This window comes from Micromonospora yongxingensis, from assembly GCF_052601155.1.
On sequence record NZ_JBQXEO010000009.1, the window covers coordinates 1 to 15,736 of the forward strand.

General features: G+C 72.3%; 13 protein-coding genes. 6 read left to right on the plus strand and 7 right to left on the minus strand.

All coding sequences use genetic code 11. The features are described from left to right. Positions 1-84 precede the first annotated feature (84 nt). Positions 85-930, minus strand: a complete 846-nt coding sequence (locus ACTWLT_RS13190) for an MBL fold metallo-hydrolase (protein ID WP_445318644.1) — start codon at positions 928-930, stop codon at positions 85-87. Positions 931-1,072: 142 nt separating this feature from the next. Here ACTWLT_RS13190 and ACTWLT_RS13195 point away from each other — a divergent pair, with 142 nt between their 5' ends. After that, entirely contained in the window at positions 1,073-2,290 is a 1,218-nt protein-coding gene (locus ACTWLT_RS13195) for an NADP-dependent isocitrate dehydrogenase (RefSeq protein WP_445318645.1), read from the plus strand. A gap of 271 nt (positions 2,291-2,561) precedes the next feature. On the opposite strand, the gene galT is transcribed toward ACTWLT_RS13195, so the two are convergent. The 4 genes from galT to ACTWLT_RS13215 form a co-directional block, all read right to left on the minus strand. Next, complete coding sequence (gene galT, locus ACTWLT_RS13200; RefSeq protein ID WP_445318646.1) at positions 2,562-3,638, minus strand: galactose-1-phosphate uridylyltransferase; 1,077 nt, start codon at positions 3,636-3,638, stop codon at positions 2,562-2,564. After that, entirely contained in the window at positions 3,635-4,459 is an 825-nt protein-coding gene (locus ACTWLT_RS13205) for a DeoR/GlpR family DNA-binding transcription regulator (RefSeq protein WP_445318647.1), read from the minus strand. Before ACTWLT_RS13205 ends, galT begins: the two co-directional genes overlap by 4 nt. A 113-nt stretch (positions 4,460-4,572) precedes the next feature. Beyond that, a complete protein-coding gene (gene cysC / locus ACTWLT_RS13210; RefSeq protein ID WP_252418961.1) occupies positions 4,573-6,102 on the minus strand; it encodes an adenylyl-sulfate kinase in 1,530 nt (509 codons plus the stop codon). Positions 6,103-6,190: 88 nt separating this feature from the next. After that, positions 6,191-7,705 carry a glycosyltransferase family 2 protein gene (locus ACTWLT_RS13215; protein WP_445318781.1) on the minus strand — a complete coding sequence of 505 codons (1,515 nt, stop codon included), beginning with the start codon at positions 7,703-7,705 and terminating at the stop codon, positions 6,191-6,193. A 228-nt stretch (positions 7,706-7,933) separates the two neighbouring features. Here ACTWLT_RS13215 and ACTWLT_RS13220 point away from each other — a divergent pair, with 228 nt between their 5' ends. The 5 genes from ACTWLT_RS13220 (at position 7,934) to ACTWLT_RS13240 (ending at position 12,107) form a co-directional block, all read left to right on the plus strand. Next, on the plus strand, positions 7,934-8,848 hold the full coding sequence (locus ACTWLT_RS13220; RefSeq protein ID WP_445318648.1) for an ABC transporter ATP-binding protein: 915 nt from the start codon (positions 7,934-7,936) through the stop codon (positions 8,846-8,848). Next, the gene (locus ACTWLT_RS13225; protein ID WP_445318649.1) at positions 8,841-9,746 is read left to right on the plus strand and encodes an ABC transporter permease; all 906 of its coding nucleotides are present in this window, start codon (positions 8,841-8,843) and stop codon (positions 9,744-9,746) included. Before ACTWLT_RS13220 ends, ACTWLT_RS13225 begins: the two co-directional genes overlap by 8 nt. Further along, entirely contained in the window at positions 9,746-10,657 is a 912-nt protein-coding gene (locus ACTWLT_RS13230; protein ID WP_196919716.1) for an ABC transporter ATP-binding protein, read from the plus strand. The genes ACTWLT_RS13225 and ACTWLT_RS13230 overlap by 1 nt, the downstream gene beginning before the upstream one ends. Before the next feature lies 1 nt (position 10,658). Next, the gene (locus tag ACTWLT_RS13235; protein WP_445318650.1) at positions 10,659-11,369 is read left to right on the plus strand and encodes an ABC transporter permease subunit; all 711 of its coding nucleotides are present in this window, start codon (positions 10,659-10,661) and stop codon (positions 11,367-11,369) included. Positions 11,370-11,462: 93 nt separating this feature from the next. Then, entirely contained in the window at positions 11,463-12,107 is a 645-nt protein-coding gene (locus ACTWLT_RS13240) for a hypothetical protein (protein WP_252418966.1), read from the plus strand. Positions 12,108-12,155: 48 nt separating this feature from the next. On the opposite strand, the gene valS is transcribed toward ACTWLT_RS13240, so the two are convergent. Together valS and ACTWLT_RS13250 are read right to left on the minus strand one after the other, a co-directional pair. After that, a complete protein-coding gene (gene valS, locus ACTWLT_RS13245) occupies positions 12,156-14,720 on the minus strand; it encodes a valine--tRNA ligase (protein ID WP_445318651.1) in 2,565 nt (854 codons plus the stop codon). Positions 14,721-14,802: 82 nt separating this feature from the next. Next, complete coding sequence (locus tag ACTWLT_RS13250) at positions 14,803-15,696, minus strand: LysR family transcriptional regulator (RefSeq protein ID WP_445318652.1); 894 nt, start codon at positions 15,694-15,696, stop codon at positions 14,803-14,805. Positions 15,697-15,736: the final 40 nt, after the last annotated feature.

Below are 15,736 nucleotides of genomic sequence, written 5' to 3' on the forward strand. Positions count from 1 at the left end.
CCACCCCCCCCCCCCCCCCCTTCCGCGTCCCCCCCACCCGGCCCGGCCGGAACCCCCCGGTTGATCATGAAGTTGTTGCCGGTTTCATCGGCGGGTCGAGGCAACAACTTCATGATCAGCGGGGCTGGGGCTGGGCCGGGGGGTGAAGGGGGTGCCTAGGTGGGGGGTGGCCAGGAGGGTGGGGGAGTGGGTCTGGAGGGCTCCTGTTCGCGAGAGGCGGGCGAGATCCGGGTCCACCTCGTGGGCGTATGCCAGGTTGGGATCTATCAGTTGCACGACGTGCACCAGCAGGTCGCCGGTGAGCAGCATGCGTTCGTCGGCCGACGTCAGGAGCACCGACTGGTGGCCGGGGGTGTGCCCGGGGGTGGGCAGCAGGCGTACCGACGGGGTGAGGGTGGTCTCGCCGTCGACCACCCGGAGCTGGCCGGTGGCGCGCAACGGCGCGACCAGGCCGGCCGGCAGCCACGGGTTGATCGTCTCCGCCGCGTCCAGCTCGGCGCGCTGCACCAGGTAGCTCGCGTTCGGGAAGTACGGCCGCGACGGCGTGCCGGTGACCGCCCAGCCGATGTGGTCGCTGTGCAGGTGGGTCAGGACGACCGTGTCGACGTCGTCCGGGTCGATCCCGGCGGCCGCGAGTTCGGCGGGCAGCCTGCCGGGGACGGGTGCCCAGCTCGCGGCGGGCGCGTCGGCCGGACCGATCCCGGCGTCGACCAGGGTGACCGGCCCGTCACCGGCGCGGATCGCGAAGCTGCGGAACGGCAGCCACCACTGCCCGTCGGCCGTCACCGAGGAGGGGTCGCGCCGGTCGGCCTCCCGCCAGTGCGCCGCCGTGGCGTGCGGGAACGCCTCCGTCCGGGGCTGGAAGAAGGCCCCCTCCCCGTCGGTGAGCGCGGTGACCGTGATAGACCCGAGGGTGCGGCTCAGTGGCATCGGGCGATGATGTCAGGGAACTTCTGCGCCGTGCAGCCCGGTTTCGCCGGCCGGTCGAGGCCGGCTGGGGGCTGCCGGCCCGTTTCCAGTACGCTCGTACTGCTTGGCTTGAGCACGTGTCCCCCGAGAGGAGCGCCGGCCGATGGCGAAGATCAAGGTAAACAACCCGGTCGTGGAGCTCGACGGCGACGAGATGACCCGGATCATCTGGAAGCAGATCCGGGAGCAGCTGATCCTGCCCTACCTCGACGTCGACCTGCACTACTACGACCTGTCGATCCAGCACCGCGACGAGACCGACGACCAGGTCACCGTCGACGCCGCCAACGCCATCAAGGAGCACGGCGTCGGCGTCAAGTGCGCGACCATCACCCCGGACGAGGCCCGGGTCGAGGAGTTCGGCCTGAAGAAGATGTGGCGGTCGCCCAACGGCACCATCCGCAACATCCTCGGCGGCGTCGTCTTCCGCGAGCCGATCATCATGTCCAACGTGCCGCGGCTGGTCCCCGGCTGGACCAAGCCGATCATCATCGGCCGGCACGCCCACGGTGACCAGTACAAGGCCACCGACTTCGTCGTCCCCGGCCCGGGCACGGTGACCATCACCTACACCCCCGCCGACGGCGGCGCGCCGATGGAGATGGAGGTCGCCAACTTCCCGGGCGGCGGCATCGCCATGGGCATGTACAACTACGACGAGTCGATCCGGGACTTCGCCCGGGCCTCGTTCCGGTACGGCCTGGACCGCAACTACCCGGTCTACCTGTCCACCAAGAACACCATCCTCAAGGCGTACGACGGCCGGTTCAAGGACCTCTTCGCCGAGGTGTTCGAGAACGAGTTCAAGGCCGAGTTCGACGCCGCCGGCATCACCTACGAGCACCGGCTGATCGACGACATGGTCGCCGCCGCGCTCAAGTGGGAGGGCGGCTACGTCTGGGCCTGCAAGAACTACGACGGCGACGTGCAGTCCGACACCGTCGCGCAGGGCTTCGGCTCGCTGGGTCTGATGACCTCGGTCCTGCTCTCCCCGGACGGCCGCACCGTCGAGGCGGAGGCCGCCCACGGCACCGTCACCCGGCACTACCGGCAGTACCAGAAGGGCGAGAAGACCTCGACCAACCCGATCGCGTCGATCTACGCCTGGACCCGGGGCCTGGCCCACCGGGGCAAGCTGGACGGCACGCCGGCGGTCACCGAGTTCGCCAACACCCTGGAGCAGGTCATCGTCGACACCGTCGAAGGCGGCCAGATGACCAAGGACCTCGCGCTGCTCATCTCGCGCGACGCCCCGTGGCTGACCACCGACGAGTTCATGAACGCGCTCGACGAGAACCTCGCGCGCAAGATCGCTGCCTGATCCAGGCGTACCGCAGTACCGGAGCCCGTCGGCACCCGCCGGCGGGCTCCGGTGTGTCCCGGGTCGACACGCCGCCCGCGTCACCGCGACCGGCGCGCCTCGTTGACCAGGATGGACGAGATGCCAGTCGCGTCCAGGAAGGTTGACCGCGGTCGACCGCGGCATGCGTGCCGATCAGCCAGCCTTCCCGGCTGTGTCGTGCACAGCCAGCCGTCCCTTCCCTGCGGGGGGCCCTGTCCCGGGCCCCCCGCGCCCTGTCTCCCGCCCCGGCTCAGGCGGCGCGCAGAAGGTCGGCGGCCCGCTCGGGCGAGATGTCGTTGATGAAGACACCCATCCCCGACTCGGAGCCCGCCAGGTACTTCAGCTTGTCCTTGGCCCGCCGGATGCTGAACAGCTGAAGGTGCAGGTGGCCCAGCTCGCGGTCGATCCGCACCGGCGCCTGGTGCCACGCCGAGATGTAGGGCATCGGCATGTCGAACAGGCCGTCGAAACGGCGCAGCAGATCCAGGTAGAGCGGCCCGAAGGCGTCCCGCTCGCTGTCGCTGAGCGCCGGAATGTCCGGCACCACGCGGTGCGGCGCCACGTGCACCTCGAACGGCCAGCGGGCCGCCGCCGGGACGAACGCCGTCCAGTGCTCGTTCTCGACGACCACCCGGTCGCCGGCGGACCGCTCGGCGGCCAGCACGTCCGCGTACAGGTTGCCGCCGCCGGTCCGCTCGGCGTGCCGGCGTGCCGCGGCCAGCAGCGCCCGGGTGCGCGGCGTCACGAAGGGGTACGCGTAGATCTGCCCGTGGGGGTGGTGCAGGGTGACGCCGATCTCGACGCCCCGGTTCTCGAAGCAGAACACCTGCTCCACGCCGGGCAGCTCACCGAGCACCTCGGTCCGGTCGGCGAGCGCGTCCAGCACCGTGCGGACCCGGCGCGGGGGGAGGCTGGCGAAGGAGGCGTTGTGGTCGGAGGTGAAGCAGACCACCTCGCACCGGCCGAGGCCCGGCCGGACCGGGGTGAACGGCGTGATCTGCCCGGGCTCGTCGGCCACCCGGCCGCTCAGCGACGGGAACCGGTTCTCGAAGACCACCACGTCGTAGTCGGGGGCCGGGATCTCGGTCAGGCGGTCACCCACCGACGGGTCGAGGGGGCACTCGTTGGCCGGCGGGAGGAAGGTGCGGGTCTGGCGGTGCACGGCGACCGCGACCCACTCGTCGGTCAACGGGTCGTAGCGCAGCTGGGAGGCGGGAGGCGGCGGAGGCAGGTCCCGCCGGTCGGGCTGGTCGCGGACGGCGTCGTCGCGCTCGTCGAAGTAGATCAGCTCCCGGCCGTCGGCCAGGTCGATGGCGGTGCGCTTCACGGCGCCGTCCCCTCACTCGTCGGCGTGCCGGTCACGCGGCCCGCCCCTGTCGCCTTCACCATGATCAATTCGCCCACCTGTTCACCGAGTACCCGTCGTGCGGGCGGAGGCAACCGGTCGTCGCTGACCAGTAGGTGTGCCGCGGCCAACTCGACGATCGACGAGATGCCGACCGTGCCCCACTTGGTGTGGTCGGCGAGCACCACCAGCCGGTCCGCCGCCGCGACCAGCGCGCGGTCGATCTCCGCCTCCATCAGGTTCGGGGTGGTGAAGCCGGCCCGTTCCGTGATGCCGTGCACGCCGAGGAAGAGCAGGTCCAGGTGCAGTGCCCGGACGGCGGCGACCGCGAGGGGGCCGACCAGCGCGTCCGACGGTGTGCGTACGCCGCCGGTGAGCACCACGGTCTGGTCCGGCCGGCCGCCGGCGTGCAGGATCTCGGCCACCGGCAGCGAGTTGGTCACCACGGTCAGGCCGGGCACGTCCACCAGCCTGCGGGCCAGTTCGGCGGTGGTGGTGCCGGCGGAGAGCGCGACCGCCGCGCCCGGCCGGACGAGTTGGGCCGCCCGGTCGGCGATGGCGGCCTTCTCCGGCAGTTGGCGGACCGACTTGGCGTGGAAGCCCGGTTCGTCGGTCGAGCTCGGGCCGGCCGCCGTGGCACCACCGTGCACCTTGGCCAGCAGCCCGCGCTCGTGCAGCGCCTCCAGGTCGCGCCGGATGGTCATGTCGGACACGCCGAACTCGGTGGCCAGCTCGGTCACCCGGACGCCGCCGGTCGACCGGACCCGCTCCAGGATGGCCGCCTGCCGCTGCTGAGCGAGCATCGCCGTGCCTCCCCGGGGGTCCACGTACTCTCACGCGGTCAAACGTGTTCCAACAAGAATGAACACTAGCGCGTAGCCCGCAGCGGTGGAAGAAACGGGGGTACGGCGACGCCTCAGGCCGACGGGACCTTCAGCTCCACCCAGCCGGTCTCGGTCAGGTGGTGCAGCACGGCCTGCACCGCCTCCGGCACGCTCAGGTCGGTGGTGTCCACGACCAGGTCGGCGTCGGTCGGCACCTCGTACGGGTCGTCGATGCCGGTCATGCCGGTGAGCAGCCCGGCCCGGGCACGCGCGTACAGGCCCTTGCGGTCCCGCTGCTCGCACACGTCCAGCGGGGTGGCGACGTGCACCAGCACGAAACCCGCCCCGGCGGCCAGGGCCATCTCCCGCGCCGTGGCACGGGCCGCCGCGTACGGGGCGATCGGGCAGCAGATGCCCACCCCCCGGTGCCGGGCGATCTCGGCCGCCACCCAGCCGATCCGTCGGACGTTGAGATCCCGGTCGGCCTTGCTGAAGCCCAGCCCGGCGGAGAGTTCCCGGCGCACCACGTCCCCGTCGAGCAGGGTCACCGTCCGGTCGCCGCTCTCCCGCAACGCGTCCGCCAGCCCTCGGGCGATGGTCGACTTGCCGGAGCCGGAGAGGCCGGTCAGGAAGACCACCAGACCTCGGTGCCGACGGGGCGGCCGGGCCCGCGCCAGCTCCTTCGCCACCGCTGGCGGCGTGTGCCACTCCGGCAGCGGGAAGCCCCGGTCGAGCAGGTCGTCGATCTCCTCCTGCGTCAGCGCGAGACGGCGGTTGCGCGGCGGGATGTCCTCCCGCCAGCGCCACTGCCCGTCCCGGTTGTCGTACGCCAGCTCACGCGGCACCAGCACGCGCAGCCCGGCACCGGAGAGCATCTCGCCGGTGGAGAGCAGGTGGGTCACGCCGTACGCGGCGGAGACCCGGGCGCGCAGCAGCGCGTCGCTGATCTCGTCCCGCCGGTGCGACAGCGGCACCGCCACCAGGGTGGCCGGGGGCATCCGGTCCCGGGCGGCGAAGATGCTGCGCACCAGCGCCTCCGGCGGGAGACCGCCGGCGCCACCCTCACCCACCGGGATCATCACCAGCAGGTGCGCGGCCAGGGTGCGGGCGGCGTGGGCGATCTGGGCGAGCTGGGGCCGGTGCAGGGGCCGGTCGGCGATAACCCCGAGCACCCGGCCCGGGGGCAGCAGCGCGCGGACCTCCTCCGGGCTGCGGCGCAGCCGCTGGAACGGGCCGTGGCCGCCGTCGCCCAACCGCCGGACCTGGCCGCCCACCCCGGCCACGCCGTCGCGGACCGGCCAGACGTCGGCCACGTCGAGGGCGGCCGCCGGCGCGCCCTCGCCGTCGGTCAGCACCAGCGCCCGGCGGGCCGGGTCACGCGGATCGAAGCTCTGCGCCAGCGCGGCCGGCACCTGGAGGGTCACGGCGACCTGCCACGACGTGCCGTCGGCCAGCCGACTGCGCCGGCTGACCGACACCAGGTCGGCGCGGGTCATGAAGCCGGTCAGGGGGGCGTACGCACCGGTCAGCAGCAGCTCCAGATCCGCCAGCTCACCGGGACGCGGCGTGTACGCCGGCGCGTCCCGGAGCACCTCGTCGGGCAGCACCCAGCCGTTGCTCATCCACACCCCCCACTCGCTGACCGGCACACAGTTTCGCAGCCGACCGCCGATCGGTCGAGGGTGCCACTCCACGACCGGGGCGGGCGGATCAGCGGCGGATCCGGCGACCCACCGCCGACCGCAGCCAGTTCCAGGGCATCCGCTCGTCACGGATCCGGGGCGGCGCACCGTCGGCCCGGCAGATGAACAGCATCGGTAGCTGGGCGTCCTCGGTCCAGCCGGCGTTGGTGACCCGTGCCTTGAGGAGCCAGCTGCCCCGGGTGCGGCCGCCGTTGAGGGCGCCGAAGTCGATCGTGGTGGTGGCCCGGTGCACCAGGTGCACGGTGTCCGCCTCGGTCGGGTCGGCGACACGTTCGGTGCTGAACTGCACCGGCAGGAAGATTTCGTCCCCGGTCTCCCGGCGGCGGGCGACCACGTCCAGCCGGGCCTTGCGCACCTGGGCCGTGGAGTCGAGCACCTCGGGGGCGATCTCGTCCACCGGCAGCACCAGCACGTCCCGGCCGTCGTCGGTACGGAACGAGATCGGCCGGTCCGCCGAGCGCAGTTCCGCGGCGACGGTCACCGTGACGGAACGGTCGGCCAGTTGGTGGTCCTCGATCCTGCCGTGCGCGGCGATGCCCGCCTCCCAACGTGCCAGCCGGCGCAGGTCCGCGAACCGGCCCCGCTCCGTCAGGTACGCCACGGCCCGTTGCATCGGCGGCAGACCCGCGGCGACGCCGGGGGCGAACCGGTCCTGGATGACCTTCTGGCTCTCCAGTGCGACCTGCTCCAGCCAGTCCTCGGGGGCGGCCAGCAGCCGCTTGCCGCGCAACCGGTTGAGCATCTCGTTGCGCAGCCACCGCCGGTGCAGCCGGTCCCGCAGCGGACCGGGTTCGGTGTTGGCGTCCACGATGTCCAGCGCGTCGCGGACGCTGGCGAAGTAGCTCGAAGGGTCCAGCCGGGCCGCGGTGACGTTGCGCGCGTCGCCCCGCTGCGCGTGGTGGTAGCAGGTGTAGTCGGACAGCACGGAGGTGTGCCGGGACAGGAAGTAGGCCCGCACCACCAGGGAATGGTCCTCCAGGCGCCGCTTGCCGCCCTCCGGGAACCGCAGCCCGTGCTCGTTGAGGAACGACCGGCGGAACAGCTTGTGGCAGGTGAGGCTGTCGATCAGCGGGGCGTTCTCCAGGGTGGCGTTGAAGCGGTTCTTGCGGAACAACTCCCGCGGCACACCGCGCCCGTGCCCGGCCATCTTCCCGATCACGATGTCCGCGTCGTACGTCTTCGCGCACTCGTAGAGCCGCTCCAGTGCCTGGTCGGCGAACCAGTCGTCGTCGTCGGCGAAGAAGACGTACTCGCCGCGGGCCCGTTCGATGCCCAGGTTGCGCGGGCGCGACGGCCAGCCCGAGTTCTCGGTGTGCAGCACCGTGATGTGCGGGTGCGCGGCGGCCAGCCGGTCCAACCGTTCGCCCGTGTCGTCGGTCGAGCCGTCGTCGACGAAGATCGCCTCGAACTCGCCGGCGGGCAACGACTGGCGCAGCAGCGAGGCGACGAGCTTCTCGATGTGCCGGCCGCAGTTGTACGCCGGCACCACCACACTCACCTTGGGGACGCCCACCTCGACCATCACGATCCCTCCCGCGTCGGCGGCCGGATATCCCCGGAACACTGCCCGGTGAACGGAGAGTGAATGGTGCCATCTTCGATGGACGATTCCGGCGGCGGGGTACGGCGAAACCACCGACCGGCGCAAACGTCGCCGACGGACCCTAGGGGTTCGTCGTACACAGGATCAGGGGAGTGCCGGGGGCGCGCCGGTGTCCGCGGTGGCCATGGACTCCCTACGCTGGGCACCGTGACACTGATCGCGACCCAGTCGCTCACCAAGACGTACGGAGGTCGGGTCACCGCGCTCGCCGACCTCACCGTCGCCGTCGAGCCCGGGATCATCGGCCTGGTGGGCGCGAACGGCGCCGGCAAATCCACGTTGATCAAGATCCTGCTCGGCCTGATCGCTCCGACCAGCGGCCAGGTCTCCGTGCTCGGCATCGACCCGACCGCCGACCCGGCGGCCGTCCGCGCCCGGGTCGGCTACATGCCCGAGCACGACTGCCTCCCGCCGGACCTGTCCGCCGCCGAGCTGGTCACCCACCTCGGCCGGATGAGCGGTCTGCCCCGCACCGCGGCCCGGGAGCGGGCCTCGGAGGCGTTGCGGCACGTCGGGCTCTACGAGGAGCGCTACCGCCCGGTCGGCGGCTACTCCACCGGCATGAAGCAGCGGGTCAAGCTCGCCCAGGCGCTCGTGCACGACCCGGACCTGCTGCTGCTCGACGAGCCCACCAACGGCCTGGACCCGGCCGGCCGCGACGCCATGCTGGCGCTGGTGCACCGGATCGGCACCGAGTTCGGCATCTCCGTGCTGGTCTGCTCGCACCTGCTGGGCGAGGTCGAGCGGATCTGCGACACGCTGATCGCCATCGACGGCGGCAAGTTGCTGCGCGCCGACCACATCTCCGCGATGACCACCGCCACCGACGTGCTCGCCGTGGAGGTCAGCGAGGGCACTGAGGAACTCGCCGCCCGGCTCGCCGAACTGAAACTGCCGGTCGCCCGGGACGGGAGACTGCTCCTCGTGCCGCTCGCCGACGACGGCACCTACGACCTGATCCTCGGTGCGGTCGCCGAACTGGACCTGCCACTGCACCGACTGGACCAGCGCCGGCACCGGGTGGCCGAACTCTTCGCCACGAGGGAGCTCACTCATGCCTGAGTCGACCGCAGCCGCCGTGCGCCCCGCGCCGACCGGCGTCATCCACGACATCGGCTACCAGCGCTACCGGGGCCTGCGGCTGGGCCGCCGACAGGTCTTCGGCGCGCTGTACCTGCACGGTCTGCGCACCGCCTTCGGCTTCGGGCGCAGTGCCAAGGCCAAGATCTTCCCGTGGCTGGTCGTCGGCATCGTCTCCCTGGTCGCGGTGGCCCTGGCCGCGGTACGCAGCCAGATCGGCGAGCCGGTCGCCACGTACGCCCAGTTCGCCGACGCGATGAGCTGGCTTGTCATCTTCTTCGTCGCGGTCGTCGCTCCGGAGCTGGTCTCCCGGGACCTGCGCAGCGGTGTGCTGCCGCTGTACTTCTCCCGGCCGCTGCCGCGCGCCGACTACGCGCTGGCCAAGCTGCTGGCGCTGGTCACCGCCCTGTGGCTGCTGCTCGGCGGACCGCAGTTGCTGATGTTCCTGGGTGCCGCCTTCACCACCAAGCAGGGCATGCGCGGGGTGTGGAACGAACTGCTCGACCTGCTGCCCGGGCTGCTCTACGCCGGGCTGTGGGCGGTGGTCTTCGCCTCGGTCGGTCTGCTGGTCGCCTCGCTGACCGGCAAGCGCGCCTTCGCCGCCGGTGGGGTGGTGGCGGTCTTCCTGATGACCACCCCGATCGTCGGGGTGCTGAGCATCCTGCCGTCGCGCGCCGCCAACGAGCTGGCCGGGCTCGCCTCGCCCTCCACGCTGGTGCAGGGGGTGGGCATCTGGTCGCTGGGTGACCTGCTGGTCGAGGGCGATCCGGGCGAGATGATGATCGGCGGGTTCGGCCCGGTCTACGCCCTGGCCGCGGTGCTGTTGGTCGCCGGCGCGACCGCCCTCCTGCTGGCTCGCTACCGGAAGGTCGCCTCCTGATGAGCACGCTGAGCCTGACCGGGGTGTCCCGGTGGTACGGCAACGTGGTCGCCGTCAACGACATCAGCATGGCCCTGGGGCCGGGCGTGACGGGGCTGCTCGGCCCGAACGGCGCCGGCAAGACCACCCTGCTGCACATGATGGCCGGGTTCCTCGCCCCGTCGCGCGGCACGGTCACCCTCGACGACGAGCCGACCTGGCGTAACCCCGACGTCTACCGGCGGCTGGGGCTGGTCAGTGAACGGGAGGCGGTGCAGGGTTTCCTCACCGCGTACGAGTTCGTGCTGGCCAGCGCGAAGCTGCACCGGCTGGCCGACCCGGCGGCGGCGGCCCGGCGGGCGATCGACCTGGTGGAGCTGGAGTCGGCGCAGGACCGCCGGATCGGCACGTACTCCAAGGGCATGCGGCAGCGGGCCCGGGTGGCCGCCGCATTGGTGCACGACCCGCAGGTGCTGCTGCTCGACGAGCCGTTCAACGGGATGGACCCGCGCCAGCGGCTGCACATGATGCAGCTGCTGCACACCCTGGGTGACGCCGGCCGGACGATCCTGTTCAGCTCGCACATCCTGGAGGAGGTCGAGCAGGTCTCCGGGACGGTCCAGGTGATGGTGGCCGGGCGGTTGGCGGCCTCCGGCGACTTCCGGACCATCCGCCGGTTGATGACCAATCGCCCGCACGTGTTCGCGGTGCGGTCGACGAACGACAGGGCGCTGGCCGTCGCGCTGATCGCCGAGCCGTCGGTCAGTGGGGTCGAGTTGGACCCGACCGGCCTGACCGTGCGGGCCGGTGACTACGGCGCCTTCACCCGGGCGCTACCCCGGATCGCGCTCAAGCAAGGCATCCGGGTGCGCCAGCTGGTGCCGTCCGACGAGTCCCTGGAGAGCGTCTTCTCCTACCTGGTGGAGGCCTGACATGTCGACCGTTACCTGGATCACCGCGCGCGGGCTGTTCGGCCGGCGCCGGTTCCTGCTGCTGCTTCCGTTGCCGTTGGTGCTGCTCGGGCTGGCCGTGCTCTGCCGGTCGCTGGGGGTGGACCCGGGCGAGTGGGGGCCGCCGGTGCTGGTCGGCCTCGGGCTGGCCGTGGTGCTGCCGGTGGTCGCGCTGATCATCGGCACGGGCGTGCTGGGCGCCGAGATCGACGACGGCACGGTGGTGCACATCCTGACCAAGCCGCTGCCGCGCTGGCAGATCGTGCTGCCCAAGCTGGCGGTCGCCGCCGGGGTCACCGCGGTCACCGTCGCGGTGCCGCTCTACGTCGCGGGCGTGCTCGCCGATTCGGTACGCCTCGGCCTGGCGCTGGCCGCCGCGGCGGCGCTCGGCGCGCTGGCGTACTCGGCGTTGTTCCTCGCGCTCAGCCTGGTCACCCGGCGGCCGGTGCTGCTCGGCCTGGTCTACGTGCTGATCTGGGAGGGGCTGCTGGGCAACTTCGTCAGCGGCACCAAGGTGCTCTCCATCCAGCAGTACGTGATCGCCCTCGCCGACCGGATCGCACCCACCGGGTTGCTGGAGACCACCGTCTCGGTGCCGGTGGCGTCGGTGATGACCGCGCTGGTCAGCATCGGCTTCACGGTGCTGGCCGTCGATCGTCTGCGCTCGTTCAGCGTGGCCGGCGAGACGAGCTGAGCCCGGTGCCAGCCGCTGATCCGGCCAGCCGCAGCCAGCCGGTAGGGCTGGCCGGATGTACCGGCGGGGGTGCCACGGGCCACGCTGGTGGGCGTGAGCGTCGAAGCGGAGCGGACGTCGTTGGCTGAGCCGTACTCCCGAAGCAGCCGGCCCTGGTTGACCAGCCTGGCGGTCGCCGGGCTGGCCTGCGCCACGGTCGCGACGGCCGCCCAGGGCAGCGGACGGTTCCACTGGTGGGCGGGGTTCGTCCTGATCCCGGGCGCGCTGATCGCGGCCAGCGGCGGGCCGCTGCTGGCCCGGCGCGGCGGTCGGGCCTTCGCCGGGTTCGTCATCGCCTCCGTCGGGACGCTCGTGTTCGCGGTGGGCGCGCTGCTGATGTTCGGCGTGATGAGCCGGGGCTGGCCGGTGCTGGTGGTGCTGCCCTGCCTGGCCGTCGCCGGCACCTACCTGTGGCGGGCGGCCCATCCGCTGGCCCGCGGCCTGCACCGGGCGGTGGCCCTGCTCGCGCTCACCGGCGCGCTGGTCGGGGTGACCCTGCAACTGATCCGGGCGGATCTGATCCACCTGAAGACCGGCTGGTGGGGCGGGTTCATGATGCTGGCCGGGGCGATCGTGCTCGGCAACGCGGTCGAGCTGACCCGGCACCGGATGCAGTACCGGCTCCAGGCGATCACCCTGCTGGTCGGGCCGGCGGTGGTCGCGATCCTGGTCGGCCTGCGCTTCCTGCGCGGCTGGTGACCGAACCGCCCACCGCCACCCCTGCGGCGCGGGTGGCGGCGGCGGGGGTCAGAAGGCGCAGGCGATGACGAGTTCCGGGGTGCGGTCGGGGAGCAGGTCGAGCTTGCCGATCCGGCCGGCCGCGCGCAGGTCGTCGGCGACCAGGGTGAGCTGCTCCAGCAGCGCCGCCGGTCCGAGTGCCTCGGCCAGCGGCACCTCCGCCTTCATCGACAGCTTCCGCTCCGACTTGGCCCGACGCACCTGGCTCAGCGCGTCGCCGGCCAGCCGCAGCAGCGCCGGGTCGCCCGTCCCCTCGATCGTCCGGGCCACCTCGTAGGTGGTGGGCCACGGCGCCTGGTGCACCGAGCCGTACCGCCACCAGGACCAGATCTCCTCGGTGACGTACGGCAGCACCGGGGCGAACAGGCGCAACTGCACCGACAGGGCGGAGGCCAGCGCGGCCCGTGCCGAGTCGGCGGCCGCTCCGGTGCCGTACGCGCGCTCCTTGACCAGCTCGATGTAGTCGTCGCAGAACCGCCAGAAGAACGCCTCGGTCACCTGCAACGCCGCCGTGTGGTCGTACGAGTCGAAGGCGGAGCCCGCCGCGGTGACGACGGTGGACAGTTCGGCGAGCATGGCCCGGTCCAGCGGGGCTGTCGCGGGGGTGCGCAGCGCGTCCGCCGCGCCCAGCCCCAGCGCGAACTTCGACGCGTTGAGCAGCTTGGTGGCCAGCCGACGACCGACCTTGATCTGCGCCGGGTCGAACGCCAGGTCCATGCCGGGCTTGCCGCTGGCCGCCCAGTAGCGCACCGCGTCCGAGCCGTGCTGCTCCAGCAACGCCAGCGGGGTCACCACGTTGCCCTTGGACTTGGCCATCTTCTTGTGGTCGGGGTCGAGGATCCAGCCGGAGAGCACGGTGTCCCGCCAGGGCAGCACGTCGTGCTCGAAGTGCGAACGGACCACGCTGTCGAAGAGCCAGGTCCGGATGATCTCCTGCCCCTGCGGGCGGAGGTCCATCGGGAAGACCCGGGCGAACAGGTCCGGGTCGGTTTCCCAGCCGCCGACGATCTGCGGGGTCAGCGACGAGGTGGCCCAGGTGTCCAGCACGTCCGGGTCGCCGACGAAGCCGCCCGGCTGGCCACGCTGCGACTCGTCGTAGCCGGGCGCCGGGTCGCTGGACGGATCGACCGGCAGCGCGGACTCGTCCGGCGTGAGAGGGTGGGACCAGTCCGGCTCGCCAGCGTTGTCGAGCCGGTACCACACCGGCACCGGCACCCCGAAGAAGCGCTGCCGGCTGACCAGCCAGTCACCGGTCAGGCCGGCCACCCAGTGGTCGTAGCGGTGCTTCATGTGTGCCGGCACCCAGTTCAGCTCCTCGCCCCGGGCCAGCAGCGTCGCCCGCAGCGCGTCGTCCCGACCGCCGTTGCGCACGTACCACTGCCGGGTCGAGACGATCTCCAGCGGCCGGTCGCCGCGCTCGTAGAACTTGACCGGGTGCGTGATCGGGCGCGGCTCGCCGATCAGGTCACCCGCGTCGGCCAGCATCCCGACGATCGTCCGGCGTGCGGCGTTGACGGTCTGCCCGGCCAGTGCCGCGTACGGCTGCGCCGGCACACCGGCCGGCGGCTCGGGGAGCAGCCGACCATCCCGGCCGATCACGACCCGGGTGTCCAGCCGCAGCTCGCGCCACCAGGTCACGTCGGCCAGGTCGCCGAACGTGCAGACCATCGCGATCCCGGTGCCCTTGCCCGGGTCGGCGAGCGGATGGGCGTGCACCGGCACCTCGACGTCGAACAGCGGGCTGCGCGCCGTGCCACCCACCAGGTCGGCGTACCGCTCGTCGTCGGGGTGGCAGACCAGTGCCACGCAGGCCGGCAGCAGCTCCGGCCGGGTGGTGTCGATGAGCACCTCGCGCCCGTTCGGCCCGGTGAACCGCAGCCGGTGGTAGGCGCCGGGGCGCTCCCGGTCCTCCAGCTCCGCCTGGGCGACCGCGGTGCCGAACCCGACGTCCCACAGCGTCGGCGCCTCCGACTGGTACGCCTCACCCCGGAGCAGGTTGCGCACGAACGCCCGCTGGCTGGTCGCCCGGGCGACCCGGCCGATCGTGGTGTACGTCAGCGACCAGTCCACCGACAGCCCGAGTCGCCGCCAGAGCGCCTCGAAGACCTGCTCGTCGGCGACGGTCAGCCGCTCGCACAACTCGATGAAGTTGCGCCGCGAGATCGGGGTGGGGTTGCGGCGTGCCGCCTCGTCGACCGGCGCCGCCGGTGGCCGCCACACCGGGTCGTACGGCAGCGCCGGGTCGCAGAGCACCCCGTACACGTTCTGCACCCGGCGCTCGGTGGGCAGGCCGTTGTCGTCCCACCCCATCGGGTAGAAGACGGCCTTGCCGCGCATCCGCTGGTACCGGGCCGTGGTGTCGGTGTGCGTGTACGAGAAGACGTGTCCCATGTGCAGCTCGCCCGATACGGTCGGCGGCGGGGTGTCGATCGCGTACACGTCCGCCCGCTGCTTCGAGCGGTCGAACGCGTACGTGCCCTCCTCCTGCCAGCGGCGCGCCCAGGTCTCCTCGAGCCCGTCCAGGGTCGGACGCTCGGGGACGCCGGCGCGGGCCGTCCTCGCCGTATCGGTCATCCTGCGATCGTAGGCACCGCAGGGGTGCCGGGCCACGCAGTTGCGGCCGGGACACGACGGCCAGTCCGGGACCGACTGCCTGCTAGCGGTCGTCGGCCGGCGGCTCCGGATGAAGCCGGTGGGCGATCGCGGTCAACTGGCGGATCAGGTCGCTGCGACTGTCCGCCGCCCAGGCCACGCAGACCCGGTTGGGGCCGATGTCGGCGATCAGGGTGTGCCGCACGTCGGGACGGCTGTAGAAGAGCGCGGTGGACAGCGGCAGGACGACCACGCCGCGCCCGGCGGCGACGTACTCCAGCTTCTCCTCGACGGTCCGCACGGACCGTTCCGGCAGGCGCTCGCCGGCCCGCAGTTCGGTGGCGACGTCCCGCCACTCCGGCACCGCCCCGGGGTCCTGGAGCAGGTGCTCGTCGGCCAGGTCGTGGATGCTCACCCGCTGCTTGCCGGCCAGCCGGTGGTCGGCCGGAACGACGACGACCCGTGGCTCGTCGAAGAGCGGCTCCAGGGCGAGGTCGCGCGGGTCCAGCGGCAGCCGGACGTACCCGGCGTCGACCCGTCCGTCCCGGATCACCTCGGTCTGGTCGTCCCATCCGGTGCGGACCACCTCGACCTCCAGGCCCGGGTTGGCCTCGCGCAGCGCGCGTACCTCGGCGGTGACGGTGAGGCCGGGCATGAACCCGATCCGGAAGGTGCGGGCGCCACCCCGGGCGGTGCTGAGCACCCGGCGGCGTAGCGCACCGGCCCGGGCCAGCAGCACCGACCCGTCCGCGCGTAGCTGCTCGCCGGCCGCCGTCAGCTCGGTGCGGCGCTGGTCCCGGTGCAGGAGCTGCGCGCCCAGCTCACGCTCCAACGCCCGGATCTGCCGGGACAGCACCGGTTGGGCGATGCGCAGCTCCGCGGCGGCCCGGCCGAAGTGCAGGTGCTCGGCGACCGCCAGGAAGTAGCGCAGTTTCCGCAGGTCGACATCGGCGCTCACGGCAATACCCTACGGGTATCACAGCCGACCAGGCGGGTCT